Source organism: Paenibacillus montaniterrae, from assembly GCF_018403185.1.
In the GTDB taxonomy this organism is placed as follows: domain Bacteria; phylum Bacillota; class Bacilli; order Paenibacillales; family Paenibacillaceae; genus Pristimantibacillus; species Pristimantibacillus montaniterrae.
In genome coordinates this window covers 386,200-404,444 of record NZ_BOSE01000005.1, presented here as the reverse complement: position 1 = coordinate 404,444, position 18,245 = coordinate 386,200, and the positions used below count along the sequence as shown (strand labels likewise).

Sequence of the window (18,245 nt, the reverse complement as noted above, 5' to 3'; positions counted from 1 at the left end):
GTACGCCGTTTTGCAACACTTATTTCTGAATTTTGGCCGTCGCAGCTTGCTATGTATTGGTGGCCCGTTTATTCAAGGAAAGATTCTCACCATTACCAGTTAATCTCGTGAACTGCATAAGTCATGATCGTTATCAATGCCTTCCTTAAATGATGTCTTTTTAACATTAACTGGTAAAGAATTACGTGACGGCGGAAAGGAAGAAGAACAATGATGCAGGTTGTACGGGAAACGAATATTTTCTTTGTTCGTAAATTAAAAGAGTCAGCTCGCCAAATTGTTTGGGTAATCTCAGGTTTGATGACTCCCTTGTTATATATCTTGTTATTTAGTCCATTATTGAAAAACATTACCCATCCTGCTATGACTACAGCTCAGGTTTTAGATATGTTTGTGCCGGGTATTTTAGTTCTCTTAGCATTTAGTTCAGGAATGGGTGCTGGATGGTCAATGGTTTTTGACCTCAAAAGTGGGATTATTGAACGTTTACGTGTAACCCCAGCCAGTCGGTTCGCTATGTTAATGGGAGGGGTATTAAAAGATGTCGTAGCGTTCCTTATTCCAGCAATTATCGTTTTAGTAATCTCAAGTTTATTTGGTTATGAAATGCACTTTATTGGTATTTTATTACAATTAATATTACTCTCGGTTCTTACAATGATGGTTTCAGCATGGTCTGGAAGTCTGGGTTTGATTTTCCAAGATGTGGGTGGGGTTGCTGCCGTAGTAACAAGTTTACAATTACCGTTAACCTTACTTTCCGGAATTTTATTACCAATGTCATTTGGACCAAAGTGGTTACAAGTACTCGCCCATTTCAATCCGTTATATTATGGAGTAGAAGCATCCAAAAAATTAGCGGAAGGATCAATTATAAACCAATCAGTTTTCGTAGGATTTATTGTCATTGCGGTTATTACGATTATCACATTGATTTGGTCAACTCGCGTTTATAACAAGGCCATTGCATAAGATTTTAATGGAGTGGTAAAGTAATAAATTGAATAATTCTTTCTTCCATTATTTATGCTGAAATGCAAGAGTTTGAAGATCTAATTGCTCGTCAAAGCAAGCTGATCCGGCTTACCTTCTCTCTATCCTGCGGATCAAAACCGTCTGGGCATCAAGAGCAGAGTATGGTAAACAGGTGAAAAGCTTTGACATCTATACGGCTGTATTAGATCATAAAGTGAGCACACCGCTGAATTTGAACAATGGCTACAAAACCGCAACAACAATATATCACCTTGAGTGCTTTTGAAGGGGGAAGCCTAATGCCGGATTTTTCAACTTTACTTGCGTATGTGATCGTTGTCATTCTTCTGTTTTTAATTCCAGGACCAGCCGTCCTTCTTACTATTACTCGTACCGTTCAAAACGGGCGAAAAGGAGGCATTATGGCAGGGCTTGGCATCGCAATCGGGGATTTTCTTCACACCATATTTGCTACTGTCGGGCTTTCCACTATACTGATGACCTCTGCTCTAGCTTTCAATATTGTTAAATATGCAGGAGCGGTATACTTACTATATTTAGGAATTCGCGAAATGATGAGTAAGCCATCAGAACCACTACTTCCAAAGGTTAAATCGGGAGGAGCTTTAAAGTCATTCTTTTCGGCAACTGTTGCAGAAGTTCTTAATCCAAAGACAGCGTTGTTTTTTCTGGCGTTTTTGCCTCAATTTGTTCATCACGAACGAGGTCAAGTCACCACGCAGTTTTTGATCCTTGGTGTCGTCTTTGTGATTTTAAGTGCATTGTATACAACCTCAATTGTACTAGGTATCTCTGCACTTGGAAAACTGGTTAAAGGGAGGACATGGATAAGCCGGTTAAGCCGCCTAAGTGGCAAATTCGTAGGAGCAATTTATATCGGACTAGGCCTAAAGGTTGCATTCCAAAGACAGTAATGATGGTTTGGGGTATGACTTTTGGTAACGTCAAGATTGAAAGCCGCCCTTTGAGCAGAAATATATTCAGATCTTTTTCCGGCATCGGTTGGAAAAGCTTCAATTTGATGCAACGTGGGTTATGCAGTTAATCGAGAGGCATCGCGTGGATGGACAAGGGCTTGAGCGGGAGTGAAATTGAAAGGCTTAAGGATAGCAGATCATTAATAGGATGAGGGGCGAGCTAAAAAGGCTTGGCCCCTTTGTTGTGCGCCCGGCATGGGCGGTAACTAGGCGGTGAAAGTCCGCTACAGGCTTGGCAGTAGGAACTGTTAGTGGCAGATAGATGAGGGGAAAGTTACTGCTCTTACTCGGGGAGGTCTCACAGACGTGGTGTAGACCTATCCTACGTTCAGCGAAACACAACAGACACGGATATGGCCCTTCACTTATGAAATGGCTTGCAAAATATGAACGACCTTCTTTTCCATATCGGAGTTGTCTATCTCCTTCAAATATTCAGGTTTCAGCAATTGATACTGCTTCATGTAGTAGAAATCCATAATCGCTTGCTTCAAGGTGATATCATACTGAATGGAAAATGACGGCTCGATAAAGCGTCGCAGCACTGCATCATCTTGAACCATAAATAGCACGGCATTCAATCGGTTGAAAATCTGTTGCTCCATACCGGATTCAAAAAAAGCTTGTAGGCCTTTATTGCGATTTTGCAGGGCAACGGACAAATTCTCAAAATGGTGCGGATAAAACTCCTTCAGATCTTGCAAGAACAAATCAGAGATAAACGCGGCACACATTAAAGATTGCAAAAATGTTAATTTAAAACGTTCCAAAAAAGAGACAGAATCGTCTTTGACAACGGCGTCAGCCTTCTTCGAATACTCAACATAATAATCAACGACTTGTTCGATGATGTCGTCTTTGGAGGAAAAATGCTTATAAAGTGTCACTTTGCTAATATCCATATATTTTGCGATATCGTCGACCTTCAGTTGGCTGAATTTTGTTTTTCTTATTATCGGTTTTATTTTTTCCACATAAGTATCTACACTTACAGCTTTTCTCACGGATAAGTTCCTCCCTTTGCTGCCTTTGTAACTCATTATAACAAATTTGCTGACTTTTATGTATAAAATTTATTAAGTGAACTAATTTAATTAATTTTGTTTACTTATTAATTTTATTGCTGTATAATCACTTCTGTACCAAACATCCAATTACGGATCATACAAAGGGAGGAAGATTCAAATGGAACAATTCAGTAAGGGGAAATTTTTTGATAAAAAGGTCGTGATTACGGGAGGCAGCAGCGGAATCGGCCTTGCGACAGCGAAGCTGCTAGTGGATGAAGGCGCACATGTTCTAATTACCGGACGTACTCAGGCGACGCTGGATTCGGCTCGTGAACAACTCGGCAGCAACGCAATCGCGGTCTTAAGCGATGCAGCCTCATTAAAGGATATTGCTGAGCTAGCCGATCGAGTGAAGGATGAATTTGGAACAATAGATGCCCTGTTCGTTAACGCTGGAGTCACCGGGTTTGTTCCTTTTGAGGCAATGACTGAAGAAAAGTACGACGAGATCCTAACAATCAATGCCAAAGGACCGTACTTCACCGTGCAGAAGCTTGCTCCACTGCTAAGCGAAGGTAGCGGGGTAGTCCTTACCACCTCGATCGTGAACGTAGTAGGGCTCCCAATGCTCAGTGCTTACTCAGCTAGTAAGGCGGCGCTTCGCTCAATGACTCGAGGTCTGGCACGCGAGTTATTACCTCGAAATATTCGCGTCAATGCAGTTAGTCCCGGCATCATTGAGACAGGTATTATGGAAAAGTCGATGCCGAAAGAAGCTGCCGAGCAGACTAAGGCGCAGATGAAACAGCAGATTCCAATGCTGCGTTTCGGCGATCCAGTCGAAGTCGCGAAAGTTGTTGCATTCCTGGCTTTTGATGCGACCTATACTACCGGGGCTGAGTTCCCTGTCGACGGAGGCGGCTCTCAGATCTGATCGCCCTCAGTTCGCATATATGACTATTAAAGGCGGGCAGGAGGGACATGAGCTTTCATATAGTTTTGTGATCCTCCTGTTCACCTCCGACTGAGGTGCGCAAATGATCGGTGAATATTCTGAAATGTGAAGGAGGACATACGTTGAATACGAACCAGCAAAAACGAATCGCACTGATAACCGGCGCAAGTAGCGGGATCGGATTGGCATTGACCCGGAAATTGCTGTCGGAGAACTGGCAGGTAATTGCTTTGATTCGATCGGATTTTCCAGCCGACGATAGATTTATCCAAAATCATCGTAAAGAAGGGGTGCTCCGAGCCTATAAAGTGAAGGATCTCACCGATTACGGCAGCTTGAGACACGCTTTGGATGAAATCAAAAGCAAGGAGCAGAGGATCGATATTTTGTTCAACAACGCCGGAGGAGGCTTAAGTGAGCTGCGCTATTCGAAGCAGGGCCGCGAAATGCATTATGAATTGTTGACAGTCGTACCTTATATTATTCTGATGGAATTGAAGGAGCAGTTGAAAAACAGCAGCTTAAAAACGGTAATAAACACTTCATCACAGGCCCTTAGATTTACGAAGGAGTTTTCGGTCGAAAGCTTAGAGCATCCCAAAACCTTTCGCAAAATGTTTGGACCTTATGCAGCTTCAAAGCTGGCGCTTTCGCTATGGACTCGAGCCATCGCACCGCAACTAGCCAAAGAAGGCATCAAGATCCGCAGTGTTGACCCGGGCATTAACAACACGCTAAGAAAAGGAAAAGATTCCGGGCTAACCGCATGGTTTGAGCTGTTTATGAAGTATTTTTCCTCTCCGCCTACCCATGGCGCTAACCTATTATTTGAAGGAGCCCTCGGTAAACATAGCAATGAGAGCGGCGTGTTTCTGCTCAAGGATCGGATTGCGGATTTGAAATTTACAGAGCATGCGCAGCGAGTCTTGGAAAAAATATCCGAAATATATAGCGATGAATTTCTTGGAGCAGGAGAACGGAGGAGTCTACAGAAATTTTAATATACGGTATCAGCGAGAGCTGTATAACCGCAAGTAGGCTGAAATGGTGGTGTAGAAATTAATGAAGCTTCCGATCCTGACCACAAAACTGCATATTCCTCCGGCGCGATCGCAAGCTGTGCGACGCTCCCATTTGTTCGAGCGCTTGAACGCGGGTATGCATAAAAAATTAACGCTGATTTCCGCTTCTGCGGGCTATGGCAAAACTACGTTAGTCAGCGAGTGGCTGGCGGACAGCAAACGTCCGGCCGCCTGGCTGTCGCTGGATGAAGAGGACAATGCTCCTGAGCGTTTTCTTCTTCATCTTGTCGCAGCATTAAAAAAAATCGTTGCCGTTAATGGCGAAGGTGCATGGAAAGCTTTGCAATCCCCGCAGCCGCCGCCAATTCCATACATCCTGACCGCTTTAATCAATGAATTGTCGTCCGGGTCCGCTGCTTTCGTCCTCGTTCTCGACGATTATCACGTGATCGAGTCCCGAACTATACATGATGCGCTGGCTTTCCTCATTGACAACCAGCCTTTACCGATGCATTTGATCATCTTAACACGCGAAGATCCGCCGCTGTCGATCGCCAGACTGCGGGCTCAAGACCAATTAACAGAGTTGCGCCTGCAAGACCTGCGCTTCACCTCGCATGAAGCGGTATTATTTTTAAATCAAGTAATGGGGCTTCATCTGTCACCGACCGAAGTGCTTGCTCTGGAGAAGCGCACGGAAGGGTGGGCTGTCGGGCTGCAATTGGCTGCTCTCTCCATGCAGGGCCATACGAATACGGAGCCATTCATCTCGGCTTTTAGCGGCACCCATCGTTTCGTGCTGGATTATTTGATGGAGGAGGTCCTCAGGCAGCAGCCGGAAGAGGTTCAAACCTTTTTGCTGTATACCTCCATGCTGGATCGTTTTTGCGCCTCTCTTTGCGATGCTATCGTACAGACTGCTCGCGGAGGACAGGAAATGCTGGAGGTTCTGGAGCGATCCAATCTTTTCATCGTCCCGCTAGATAGTGAACGTCGCTGGTATCGTTACCATCATCTGTTTGCTGATTTGTTGCGACAGCGCTTTAAGCAAGCCTGCAAGGAGAAGGGCGATGCGATTGCCGCTTTGCACAGCAGAGCAAGCCAGTGGTTTGAACAGAATGAATTGGAGCTCGAAGCGTTTCAGCATGCTGCCGCTGCTCAGGATACGGATCGGGTCGCAGCATTAATCGAAGGCAAGGGCATGCCGCTGCACTTTCGCGGTGCCGTCCATCCTGTATTGACCTGGTTGCAGCGTCAGGACGAGGCGACGCTCAATAATCGCCCGTCGCTCTGGGTAATTTATGCCTCCGCCCAATTAATGGTTGGAGAGCTGAACGGAATAGAGCAGAAGCTATTTGCTGCCGAAGCAGCCTTAAAGCTGCTCGATCCCGATCAGATTGATCCGGATTTGGTCGGGCATATTGCATCAATCAAGGCTACACTCGCCGTTACGCGGAACGATGCGGACACGATAATCGCCCAGTCGCTCATTGCGCTGGAACATCTGCATCCCGACAACCTGTCTGTTCGTGCAGCGACGAGCTGGACGTTAGGCGTTGCTTATCAGTTGCAGGGCAATCGCGCTGCCGCCAGGCAAGCGTATGCAGAAGCGCTGGCGATTAGCAAGCGGATCGGACATGTAATTATTGCGCTGATGGCCGCTTTAGGCACTGGACAGATCCAGGAGCGGGACAATCAGTTGAAGCTGGCCGTGCAAACCTATAAAGAAGCCATTCAATTGGCTGGCGAACCGCCGTTGCCGGCGATCTGCGACGCTTACTTGGGCATGGCGCGCATCTATTATGAATGGAATGATTTGAATGCAGCCGACGAGTATTGCCAGCGGAGTATCCTGCTCGCAGGGCAGCTTGAGAACACGGACAGGCTGGCTGACAGCCAATTGTTCGCGGCCAAATTGAAGCTTGCCAGACAAGAGCTTTCTGCCGCGGAAGCTTTGCTTGCTAAAGCGCGTCGTGAAGTGCAGGAACGATCCTTGCGGCACCTGATGGGGAAGGTTGGACATGTAGAGCTGCTGATTGCTCTTCGCCATGGCCATTTGCCAGAAGATGCAATGCTGTTGGAGGCGAAGGAATGGCCTGCTCTGCAAGCAAGAATTTATATGCACCAAGGAAAGGCAGCTGCCGCCCTGGCCGTGCTGGGCGACTTGCTTGAGCAAGCGAAAGCGAAGCAGTTGAAGCACAAGCAGCTTGAGCTTCTTGTTCTCCAAGCGGTAGCTTTTCAGTGTCAAGGCCGTATCGACAGAGCGCTGCAAAGCTTGAAGGCTGCGCTTATGCTGGCAAAGCATGATGGCTTCGTTCGTTTGTTTGTCGATGAAGGCAAGCCTATGCTTGACCTATTAACAGAAGCGGTGGCCCGCCGGATCGAGCTGGACTATACCGACTTTTTGCTGTCCAACATGCGTGATGAACAGAAGCTTGAAGACTTCGCGCTCTTGCATCGCTACAACCATTCGCAGCCTTTCGTCGACAACTTAAGCGAGCGCGAGCTGGAAGTGTTGCAATTGATTGCACAAGGCCTCTCCAATCAACAAATTGGTGATCGGCTTTTTCTGGCTTTAAGTACAGTGAAGGGCTATAACCGCAACATTTTTGAGAAATTGCAGGTGAAAAGGCGAACGGAAGCAATCGCGCGCGCCAGAGAGCTTGGACTAATCTGAATCGCTCTCCTCACAAATTATCTGAATAAGCTTCGAAACCAAACTCCACTTAGTGGGGTTTTTTGTATGGATACCTACTTTAGTAGCTACCCGCCCATACTTTTCCGCCGCTATACTACTCCTATACATTAACATTGAAATTAAATCGAATAATTAAGGAGATTGACTATGAGAGTATTAGTGCTTGGGGCAAGCGGAGCTACCGGTCAACAAGTCGTCAGGCAATTCATTTACAGGCAGATCCATACCCGGATTCTCATCAGAAAAAGTGCTGTTCTCCCCAAGGAGTTACAGGGAAATCCATGGGTAGAAATCGTGCAGGGGAATATTAGTGAATTAAAGGATACCGAGCTGAATCATCTCTTGCGCGATTGCGATGTTATTATCTGCTGTCTCGGTCACAATATGACGGTCAAAGGGATATTTGGCAAGCCGCGTTATTTGGTGTTTGACACCATAAAAAGAATCTGTGAAACAGTGAAACAAAGAGCTGACAAAAGAGTGAAGCTCATCCTGATGGGGACAACCGGTTATACGAATACGTTGGCTGGAGAGCGCAATTCAATGGGCGAAAAAATCATTATGTCGATACTAAAGCTCTTGCTTCCTCCTCACCGGGATAACGTCACGGCTGCGAATTATTTGATTGCGGAAATTGGCGGGAAGGACGAACAGATAGAATGGGTTATCGTCCGGCCGGATGCATTAGTCAATCACAATGAGACAAGTCCGTATGAAATATGTGAATCTCCGATCAGGAGTCCGATATTCAATTCAGGCACAACGAGCAGAATTAATGTAAGTCATTTTATGGCCGAACTGACGGTGGAGGATTCATTATGGAGCCAATGGAAATCCAACACCCCGGTCATCTACAATAAATAAAAAAGTAGAAGAACGATCGTGGACCACGATCATTCGCCTGTAAGGATATCGTCATACTTGCGTTTGATTTTGGCCCATTCCGGATTAAGAGAACCGTTTGCGTCAAGCAATTGTTGAAGCTTGTTGCTAACGGACTTATGAATCGTCTGGCTGCTTAGTTTATGAAGCTCTAATGCGACCAGAAGCACCTTCGCCCAATCGAGTGCGCAAGCATCAAATGCATCAGTTATTGCAGGAAAGAACTTGTCCAGCATATTTTGCGCCGCCTGATAGTCCTCTTTGGAATACGTTAAATCATAGAGGACATCGAAATGCTCGGCATATTTAGCACTTTCGAGCGATCGCCAAAACTTCGTTTCCGGCCGATCGCTATTTGGCGTTCCGATATATAGCGTATTGCCGCTAAGATCGGTTACGATGAATCTTTGGTCGTCCGTTAAATCCTTCAAAAGGAAATGTATCCAGTGTACATTTTTGCAACTTCTATGCATAGTGTGTCGGCATGCAGTGGTGCTAGAATGTTAAAAATAGATTTCTTGTTATTATAGTTTGTTGGATAGGTGGAGGGAGAAACCGTTTGTTTTCAAAATGAGGAGGATAAACGTATGAAAACTGCCCGTTTTTGGTTGCAAAAGACAATTGTTTGTTTGCTAGCAGCTCTTCTTGTTATCCCTGGCAGCCAGCTTTCTGTTGAAGCTGGCGGCAAGACAAGTGTGGCAACAACTGGTAACGAAATCTCGGAGAACGCACCGCAGCTGGTTGAGAACGGCCAGCCTCGCGCCGAAATTATCATTAATTCCAACGCTGCTGAAATGGAACGTTATGCAGCTAAAGAATTGCAAAGCACGATCGAACTCGTCAGCGGCGCGACATTGCCGATTTATGAACGTGAGCAATTAATGGATCAGACAGTAAGTGTATCCCTCGGTGAAAGGCGGCTTGAAGTTGATAAGGGAGGGAATTACGACCTGTCAATTATGTTTTACAATGGCGATAGTGTTGTGAAAGCGGTGTCGATTGATACGCTTAATGACATTAATCCGTTCGACATTGCCATGAATGAAGGCTTTTCACTTGAATCGGGACAGACAGGCGCAATAACGGCTTCTCTGTTTGTACCGTCATCGACAGAGGACGGCGTATATACTGTACGCTTCCAGCCTTACGTTGACGGTGCTGTTTACGGGCCTGAGCTTGAATTGACTGTTCAGGTACAACAAAGTCTGCTAAGCAATGGCGGGTTTGAGTCCGGTACAAGCAGCGGCTGGTATGCGCTTGCCGGGACAGCCGCGCTGGATCGTGAAACTAAGCGCAGCGGCGACGTATCGTATCGTCTGGGGGCGGATAGCGGCAATTCCTTTAATGTACGCTCAACCCAGAACTTTCATACGAAACCTGGCTCGTCATATGTTTTGAAAGCATGGTTGAAGGGTGAAAAAGCGGGAAATGCCAACATGCAAATTAGCGAAGTTGTCGGTTTCACTCAAAAGCAAATTTTTTCGGTTAACGCGGCGGTCACGACAGAGTGGCAACCATTCGAAGTGCATTATACTCGCGATCCGGAACATCAATTCGATACCAATTGGATTGTGTTCTCGTTCAATCAAGCTAACGGCCCCGGACGGCTGTGGATAGACGATGTAACCCTCATCGAAGTCCCGGATGGGCCGGATGAGCCGAGCGGTCCGCCGACTCCGGGAACGATTACGGAAGGACGTTTTCAGATTGTACTTGGAACGATAGATCAGCTATCGGAATTTACAGCTATTCAGGAGGAGTACGCTGAGCATATAGAAGGGTCGGACGGTTTTGCAGTGCACAGCGAAGTCAACCGCATTTTTATCGTGGGGGATGAGCCGCGGGGAGTTTTGAATGGTGTCTACGATTTCCTTGAAGAGAATGCAGGTGTGCTTTGGACACGTTCATCTGAGACTGGTACACTATTTGAACCGCAAGCGGATCTCGCTGTGCTTAAGGCGGATTATTGGGAGAGATCCCCTCTGCAGGTGCGCGGTTGGCTGACGCTTGGCGTGAGCGCCAATAATGAAATTCAGGGTGACTATGCTACCGATATTATGCTGGCCCGCAACAAGAACAATGCCAGAATGTCGGCGCATGGCGCGAATCAACAATATTGGCAACGGTTTAAAGCGACTGGGCTCGAGCCCATTATGCTGGGTCACAATCTGAATTACTGGCTGCCTAATTCAGAATTTTTTGAGGATCATCCAGATTATTACAATACGGATCAGGAAGGAAACTACATCGGGCTTTCGCCCAAGACACAGTTTAACTTTTATCATCCTGATTTGCCCGGCGTTTTCGCAGAAAAAGCAAAAGGCTTGATCGCTGCAACAGGCACAGAGTATGTGGGAGTCGGGCTGAACGACAACTCAAATTTTTATCAGAAAGGCTTGTCCGATCAACCGTTTGTAACCGAGGAAGGCCTGGTTGTGGAACCGGATGATCCAGCCTACGTGTCGACTGTCTTTTTCACGTTTCTGAACAAGATGGCTAGAGAAGTCAAAGTCGCATATCCCGATGCGAAAGTAGTGGCGTATGCTTATACATTAACGGAGGAGCCGCCGAAGACAGCGTTAGAGGATAATATTGTAGTCGTATATGCGCCGTTGTATGAGGATGCACGTACGCCAATCAATACGGACAACAGCAGAAGCGCGAACTACAGATACAAGCAGCAGCTGCAAGCTTGGTCCGAGAAAACGAAAAATGTTATTGTTTACAATTATTACGGGAGCTTCCCATACACCGATTTCGAACGACCGATTGCCGAGAAAGTAAAAGCGGACATGCAATTTTATCGGGACTTGGGGATTCTAGGCCTGTTGCCGGAGGGAACGATTGATTCAGCTCATGAAGGCTGGGGCGTCAATGCCTTGCAATTTTGGCTGATGAATAAGCTGTTCTGGAATCCTGATGAAGATATCGAGCAGCTGAAGACGCAATTTCTCGACAAAGCGTACGGAGCAGCATCCGCGTCGATGAGGGTTTACTATGATTTACTTGAAGAAGGCTGGGAATACGACGATGCGCAGCAAACATGGGCGACGAGCGGCAAAACGTTATTCCGTCAATATGTAGTCAGACCCGGCATAAGGGAGGAGGCGCAGGCAGCGCTTGATGAAGCGTTCAATCTCGCGGATGAGCGGGCCAAGGCCAGAATTCTGCCGATCAAGGAAGCGTTCGAGCGCATGGCGTTAGCTGTTGGCGACAACATCGACGTTTCAACTAATGCAATCAAAACGGACTATACGAAGGAACAAATTATGTCGACGTTTGATTTCAGTGCCGCTCCTTGGTCAAGCGTTGAGAACCCGGTTACAGATTTCAGGCAAATGCAAACCGGAGAAGCGCCGCTGGTGGATACGAAAGTGTATACACTGTGGGACGACGAATATTTGTATGTCGGATATGAGAACTTTGATCATGATGTGTCGCAAATAAGGGCGCACCCAGATGCTCCGAACGAGTGGTGGCGGAACGGGGATGATGATTCCGTAGAAACCTATTTGCTCGACGGGATGGGCACCGGGTACTATGCGCTGATGTCGAATTCGCTTGGCGTCAATATTGATTATAGTGGTCCTGAAGTTAGTGCGGCATGGGATGGCGAGTGGGAATCGGCCGCTGCTGTAAAAAACGATCGCTGGGTCGTTATTCAAGCGATTCCGTTCAGTACGATTAATGTCGCTGCGCCTCAAGCGGGAACGGTGGTGATGGGACATTACTTCCGAAACTATCATCGGACCGGCTCAGGGCTCGGGTTGTACGGCTGGGACGGCGGAGCAGTATGGAACCCGGGTGAATTCAAACCGATTATACTCGTTGACGGTCCTTAAACTGCGATGTCGGATCGTGCTACAGGAGGGAGAGACGATTATGGTTATGACGAGCCGACATTTTACACAACCTGGCGGATTTACGAGCGGGATTGAAGGCCCCGCATGCGATCCGGATGGCTTTATTTATGCTGTAAATTACGAACGGCAAGGAACAATCGGCAAAATTTCCCCGCAAGGTGATGCCGAGGTTTGGATCGAATTGCCGGAAGGGAGTATTGGCAGCGGCATTCGCTGCGATATAAACGGCAATTTGCTGGTTGCTGACTATGCTCGTCATCATATCTTTCATATTGATCGCAGGACGAAAGAAATTTCCGTTTGGGCGCATGAGCCGGCAATGAATCAGCCCAATGATCTTGCAATTATGAAGAACGGCACGTTGCTGGCGAGCGACCCTGATTGGGATCATGGAACAGGGAATATTTGGATAATCGCGCCTGATCGGACTGTAACATTGCTCGATGGCGAATGCGGGACGACGAATGGTATTGAAATTAGCCCGGATGAGCGTATTTTGTACGTTAACGAGTCTTTGCAAAGACGTATATGGGCATATGACTTGCTTGCCGATGGGGGAATCGCCAATAAGCGGCTGCTTATCCAATACGATGACCACTTGCTAGATGGTATGCGATGCGATATGGAAGGCAATCTTTATGTGACTCGTTACGGGAAAGGAACGGTTGCGAAGCTTTCGCCGGATGGAAAGGAATTGGGCGAAATTATGCTGAAGGGCAACAATGGCACGAACTTGACATTTGGCGGCGCTGACGGTCGGATTTGTTATGTTACAGTCGCGGACACAGGAAATATACAGCGTTTTGATGTCGATTGTCCGGGCAGGTGCTGGGGAATGTGGTGTTGACGCTTCGGAACAGCATATACAGTAAACGAATACAGCAATCACATTTGCAATAAAGGAGACTAAAGCTTGTGGCTCAATTGAAGGACAAAGTGATACTCATTACTGGAGCGGCTGGTATGCTGGGGCTTGCAGCTGTGCATATGTTTCTGGAACGAGGCGCCGTTGTTGCCGCATGCGACGCGAGACCGATTCCGCAAGCCAGGATGCCGGTAAGCGACCATGCGCAGCGATTTCTCTATGCTGAGGCCGACATGACAAACGAGATTCATATTAGAAATGTTATGTCAATGATCCGGGAGCGATTTGGCCGTCTGGATGGACTCTATCATAACGTCTATATCAACAGAACGGCTACGATTGTCAATCAAGACTTGCTGGATTGGGAGGATACCATTAAAGGAACATTGACCAGCACTTTTCTCATGAATAAGCACGCTGCCCGACAAATGCGTACAAACGGAGGCGGAGCAATCGTAAATACGTCCTCCGTTCTGGGCACTATTCCTGTGCCTGAAAATGCGGCTTATGGCGCAAGCAAAGCAGCTGTAGAGCAATTGACTCGGGTAGCTGCCGTTGAGCTTGCTCCCTGGAGCATTCGCGTCAACGCCATTGTTCCGGGTGATTTTAAATCGGAGGAGCTGCTGGCTGGCTATACGGATCGGCAGAAGGACGCCATCAGGCAGAAAACGCTGATCGGACGGAGCGGATTTCCCGATGAGGTGAATGAGCTTGCGGCATTTCTGCTGTCCGATGCGGCCTCCTATGCAACCGGCTCGCTCTATCCGATAACTGGAGGGTTCGGATTATGAGAATAGCGGCAATTGCAACTGAATACCGCTACAATTCTCATGCGCATATGATTATCGGCCGCTTGTTAGGTGAATTCCCGGGCTACCGTCCGCAGTTAGAGGTTGCTTCTCTATATCTCGATCAATTTCCAGCTAACGATACGGGTAGAAAAACAGCCGCCCGTCTGGGCATTCCTCTGCTGGACAGCATTCGCGAGACGATAGATTATGCAGAACGCTGCGGCGGATTGCATGGTGTAATTATTATTGGCGAGCACGGCGATTACCCGTTGGATGAATGGGGACGGAAGCAATATCCGAGATATCGCTTTATGAACGAAACGCTTGATGCGCTAGCTGAGCTAAACTTGCGTGTGCCGATTTTCTCCGATAAATTTCTATCGTATCGTACCGATCAGTCGGTGCGCATGTTTGAAAACCTGCGCGATCATGCGATTCCATTTATGGGAGGCTCGTCTATTCCGCTTGCGCCAAGACGGGATATGCCGGACGACCATCATTTGACAAATGCAAGGGAATGGCTGGTTGTCAGCTTTTCGTCTGAGCTCGAAGCATACGGCTATCATGCGCTGGAGGTGCTGCAATCCCTTGCTGAGCGCAGAGAAGGCGGAGAAAGCGGCATTGCGGGCATTGAGGTTATGCAAGGCGTCGCTGTATGGGAAGCGATGGATTATCGGCAGTGGCCGAAAGATCTGCTGCTTGCCGCGCTGAAGCCGGTCCGGGCGGTGGAGGATGCTCCTCATCCGAGGGAGTCTGCGGATACGACGTATTTGATGACTGTTCATTACAAGGATGGAAGCAAAGGCTATGTAATCCAGCAAACAAGATTGGCCGAGCAGTGGAGCTTCGCATTTCGTGACGGAAACGGAAATATCTTTCAGTCGGTCTGCTTAAGCGACAATAATTGGCCGTTCAGCCATTTTGATCGAATGACGAACACGATTGAGCAATTCATTGTATCAAGAAAGCCGCCTTTTCCGGCGGAGCGAATTTTAATATCCAGTTGTCTGATTAATCGTGCGATGGAATCGCTGCATAAAGGTCGATATGTTGCGACACCTGAGCTCGACATTCATTATGAGGTCCAATAAACTTTATTGTTCCAGGAGGAGTGTATCCGTGATTAGAGAAATCGGAGCAAGTGAAAATCAACAATTGCCCTTTTCATCGGCAACTGCTTTCGGAGATTTGGTGTTTGTATCCGGACAAGGCGGGCTGTCGCCCGAAACGGGCGAAGTTGTAGGTCAAGATCTGGAATCGCAAACGGTGCAGACGATGGAAAATATTCGGCTTATTCTCTCTAAAGCTGACTTAACTCTGCAGCATATTGTTAAAATGAATGTGTACTTAAAGGATCGCAGCCACTACAAGCAATTTAATGAATTGTATCAACGTTATTTCCATGCTCCATATCCCAGTCGAACACTCGTTTATTGTGATTTGAACTATGATCTGCTAGTAGAAATTGATGCGATAGCAGTGGTAAGCAGGGAGGAGGCAGATGAGCGCCGTGACAATCGACTTTGAGCAGCTTACGCGAGAACAGTTGAAGAATAGAGCCAAAGACGGATATGCGGCTGTCATTCCGCTTGGAGCGATTGAGCAGCATGGTCCTCATTTGCCAACGGGAACCGATACATTCGTCTGTGGCGAGATTAGTAGACGATCGGTGCAGAACGCAATGGATAAGGGGACGAAGCTGGTATTAGGTCCTGTATTGCCGATCGGCTGCTCATCGCATCATCTTGCTTTCGGCGGAACATTATCATTTGCGTCGAATACGTATCTTAGTATACTTAAAGATATCGGTAACAGTTTAATTGAAAGCGGCTTTCAGCGCATCATTTTCCTGAATGCGCACGGTGGCAATGAGCATCTGATGCATCAGGCGGCGACGGATCTTGCGGTACAGCATAAGGTCTGGACAGCTTCGGCTTCTTACTGGAGCATTGCGCGGGAGGCTCTTGAAGCAGCTGGAGCAGCTGAAATGGGCCCATTTCCCGGACATGCAGGCGGATTCGAAGCCTCGCTTGTAATGGCGCTTGAGCATCGTATTGACCGCTCGCGAATGGGTAAGCATCACCCGGAACGGGACTGGATAAAGGGCCTGGTACCAGGGACGTTCATCGGTCGCCATATGGAACTGACTGGTGTGGACGGCTTCACCGATTCTGCCGCAGCTGCAGCTGCAGCGCACGGAAGACGGTATATGGAAGCCATTGTACAAGCTGTGTCAGCCTGGCTTGCAGATGTATGCAGTCGTATGGATGAAGCAGATAGCGGTAAATGAATGTAGAGCTGCTCTATGCAGATGAGGATGCGAGCAGCGGCGAGATTCCTGTCAGTTGGGCAAGGCAGGGGCGTTGTGAAGGCAGTGCAGTGGATGATATGTCAACTCGAGGAGGTGTTCTCATGACCAAGGATGCTTTGAAAGTGCTAGTCGTCGACGATGAAGCTCCATTGCGGGAGGAGCTGCGTTCCTTCGATTGGAGTGTCTATGGTTTCAAGTATGTTGGGGAGGCGGACAACGGTTTGGAAGCGCTTGCTTTTTGCCGAAGACATCGACCGGACATCGTTATAACGGACATTACGATGCCCGTCATGGACGGAATTAAATTCATGCGGGAAATGCGCCAGGAGTTGCCGGATACGCAAATTATTTTACTGACCTGTCATTCTGACTTTACCTATGCCAGAGAATCTATCGGGTACGGCGCCATAGATTATTTGTTGAAGGTTACGCTCACGCCGTCAGAGCTTGTCCGGGCGCTTGATAAAGCCCGGCAAGCCTTGCAGAAAAACGGTATGCGAAGACGAGATGTGATAGAAGAGAAGCGTTGGGAGCGCGCTCGTCAATTGTCCATGCTGCTAAGCGGCAAAAAGATCGGCGACGAACCAACAGTCGCTAGTTTGGCAGTTTATAAATTTCTGACTCGTGAAATGGGCTGCAAGCTGCCGCTTCAATTTGCCGCATTGCATGTCGACGCCAAAGCGGATGTGCGGATGCTGGCAAAACGTGCTCTCGAACGGCAACTAGGCTCCCTGGAGGAGCAAATGTCATTTATGTATTTGCCGGCATTGGAAGGGGTATATTTGGTGTTTGCCGATAATACCGGCTCGCTCAAGTCATCGATCACAAGCGAGAAATTAGCTTCCATTGTAGAACAGCTTCGCGGTTTGCTGGAAGAACAGGCCGGATTGCTGCAAGATGAGCTGGCTATTTGTGGTGTGATCGGTTCGTCTGTTGCTGCGCCTGATCAAGTGGAGTCGGCTATGGCAGCGGTTATGCGGGAACAGCCGCTCCGCTTTTATGATCGAACCCAATTGGTGTGGGGCGTCCAGGATGAACCAACGCAGTGGCCGGATGAGCATCAGAAAGCGGAATTTTGCGAACTGCTGGCTGCGCATATCAATCCAATGAATGGAGGAACGGCACAGCTTAGAGGCTCGCTTGTTTCATGGGCGTTTCAGCACAGATTGCATCCGGATGCGTTCAAGGAACTGGTGAACGAATGGAGGCGGGAGTGGCTGAAGGACAAGAGGGAATGGCATGAATTTTCTCAAATGTCTAAAGCGGTTATGAATGCCGATACGGCAGAGGAGCTTGTCGCTCTGCTCATTCATGAAATGGAATTCGTTCGGAACAACGAGCGCAAGCCGCGCCGTGAGATTGATGATGCAATGCGCTATATAAAGTCCAATTTGGAGAAGCCGCTGACCTTGTCGGTTGTAGCGGAGCAAGTTGGGCTTAGCGCCCATTATTTGTGTCGGCTGTTCCCGGAGGAGCGAGGCATTTCCTTCCAGGAGTATATTAAACAGCAGCGAATGGAGATGGCCGCTCGCCTGCTCCGTACTACGAGTTTGCGTATCTATGAGATCGCCTGTCAGGTCGGCGTGCCAAGTTATCGCTATTTTTCATCTGTTTTTCGTGAATATGCCGGCTTGTCTCCGACCGAGTACAGGAGACAGAGATAACCGTTTCAACTCGGTAACATGTACTCCTATTTTTACAACATTACTGCATATTAGGAGAGAAATCATCAATGCTACTATGAAAATATGAAAGTGTTTTTTCGTGGACAACCATGCTAGCTTTCATAAATAATAGAGTGTAACGGAGGCGAATAGATGGAGTAAAAATAGGAGGATGAGCCATGCATCTGCAGAATCTTCGAATGGAAGCCGT

At 47.7% G+C, this 18,245-nt stretch carries 15 protein-coding genes; 13 read left to right on the top strand and 2 right to left on the bottom strand.

Annotated elements, in window-relative coordinates; translation table 11 throughout:
• Positions 1–210: 210 nt before the first annotated feature.
• Positions 211–972 carry an ABC transporter permease gene (locus tag KJS52_RS15515; protein WP_246563618.1) on the top strand — a complete coding sequence of 254 codons (762 nt, stop codon included), beginning with the start codon at positions 211–213 and terminating at the stop codon, positions 970–972.
• 302 nt (positions 973–1,274) lie between these two features.
• Positions 1,275–1,910, top strand: coding sequence for a LysE family translocator (locus tag KJS52_RS15510; protein ID WP_213516885.1), 636 nt, complete (start codon positions 1,275–1,277; stop codon positions 1,908–1,910).
• Between the two features lie 428 nt (positions 1,911–2,338).
• Here KJS52_RS15510 and KJS52_RS15505 read toward each other — a convergent pair whose 3' ends face one another.
• On the bottom strand, positions 2,339–2,977 hold the full coding sequence (locus tag KJS52_RS15505) for a TetR/AcrR family transcriptional regulator (RefSeq protein ID WP_373871369.1): 639 nt from the start codon (positions 2,975–2,977) through the stop codon (positions 2,339–2,341).
• Between the two features lie 181 nt (positions 2,978–3,158).
• Between KJS52_RS15505 and KJS52_RS15500 the strand changes: the two genes are divergently transcribed.
• The 4 genes from KJS52_RS15500 (at position 3,159) to KJS52_RS15485 (ending at position 8,522) form a co-directional block, all read left to right on the top strand.
• Complete coding sequence (locus tag KJS52_RS15500) at positions 3,159–3,917, top strand: SDR family oxidoreductase (protein ID WP_213516832.1); 759 nt, start codon at positions 3,159–3,161, stop codon at positions 3,915–3,917.
• Positions 3,918–4,060: 143 nt separating this feature from the next.
• Positions 4,061–4,939, top strand: a complete 879-nt coding sequence (locus KJS52_RS15495; RefSeq protein WP_213516830.1) for an SDR family NAD(P)-dependent oxidoreductase — start codon at positions 4,061–4,063, stop codon at positions 4,937–4,939.
• Positions 4,940–5,057: 118 nt separating this feature from the next.
• The gene (locus KJS52_RS15490; RefSeq protein WP_306433584.1) at positions 5,058–7,637 is read left to right on the top strand and encodes a winged helix-turn-helix domain-containing protein; all 2,580 of its coding nucleotides are present in this window, start codon (positions 5,058–5,060) and stop codon (positions 7,635–7,637) included.
• Positions 7,638–7,805: 168 nt separating this feature from the next.
• Complete coding sequence (locus tag KJS52_RS15485; protein ID WP_213516826.1) at positions 7,806–8,522, top strand: SDR family oxidoreductase; 717 nt, start codon at positions 7,806–7,808, stop codon at positions 8,520–8,522.
• A 29-nt stretch (positions 8,523–8,551) separates the two neighbouring features.
• Here the strand turns inward: KJS52_RS15485 and KJS52_RS15480 are convergent, their stop codons facing one another.
• Positions 8,552–8,971, bottom strand: a complete 420-nt coding sequence (locus KJS52_RS15480; RefSeq protein WP_213516824.1) for a DUF8817 family protein — start codon at positions 8,969–8,971, stop codon at positions 8,552–8,554.
• A gap of 156 nt (positions 8,972–9,127) precedes the next feature.
• On the opposite strand from KJS52_RS15480, the gene KJS52_RS15475 reads away from it, so the two are divergent.
• The 7 genes from KJS52_RS15475 (at position 9,128) to KJS52_RS15445 (ending at position 18,034) form a co-directional block, all read left to right on the top strand.
• Positions 9,128–12,382 (top strand): DUF4838 domain-containing protein, encoded by a 3,255-nt coding sequence (locus KJS52_RS15475; protein WP_213516822.1) that lies wholly within the window; start codon positions 9,128–9,130, stop codon positions 12,380–12,382.
• Positions 12,383–12,422: 40 nt separating this feature from the next.
• On the top strand, positions 12,423–13,250 hold the full coding sequence (locus tag KJS52_RS15470; protein ID WP_213516820.1) for an SMP-30/gluconolactonase/LRE family protein: 828 nt from the start codon (positions 12,423–12,425) through the stop codon (positions 13,248–13,250).
• 68 nt (positions 13,251–13,318) lie between these two features.
• Positions 13,319–14,059: an SDR family NAD(P)-dependent oxidoreductase gene (locus tag KJS52_RS15465; protein WP_246563616.1), complete on the top strand. Its 741-nt coding sequence runs from the start codon at positions 13,319–13,321 to the stop codon at positions 14,057–14,059.
• A complete protein-coding gene (locus KJS52_RS15460) occupies positions 14,056–15,150 on the top strand; it encodes a hypothetical protein (protein WP_213516818.1) in 1,095 nt (364 codons plus the stop codon). The genes KJS52_RS15465 and KJS52_RS15460 overlap by 4 nt, the downstream gene beginning before the upstream one ends.
• A 28-nt stretch (positions 15,151–15,178) precedes the next feature.
• A complete protein-coding gene (locus tag KJS52_RS15455) occupies positions 15,179–15,586 on the top strand; it encodes a RidA family protein (protein WP_246563614.1) in 408 nt (135 codons plus the stop codon).
• Entirely contained in the window at positions 15,561–16,349 is a 789-nt protein-coding gene (locus KJS52_RS15450) for a creatininase family protein (protein ID WP_213516813.1), read from the top strand. Before KJS52_RS15455 ends, KJS52_RS15450 begins: the two co-directional genes overlap by 26 nt.
• The gene (locus tag KJS52_RS15445) at positions 16,346–18,034 is read left to right on the top strand and encodes a response regulator (RefSeq protein ID WP_213516811.1); all 1,689 of its coding nucleotides are present in this window, start codon (positions 16,346–16,348) and stop codon (positions 18,032–18,034) included. The genes KJS52_RS15450 and KJS52_RS15445 overlap by 4 nt, the downstream gene beginning before the upstream one ends.
• The last annotated feature ends 211 nt before the right edge of the window (positions 18,035–18,245 follow it).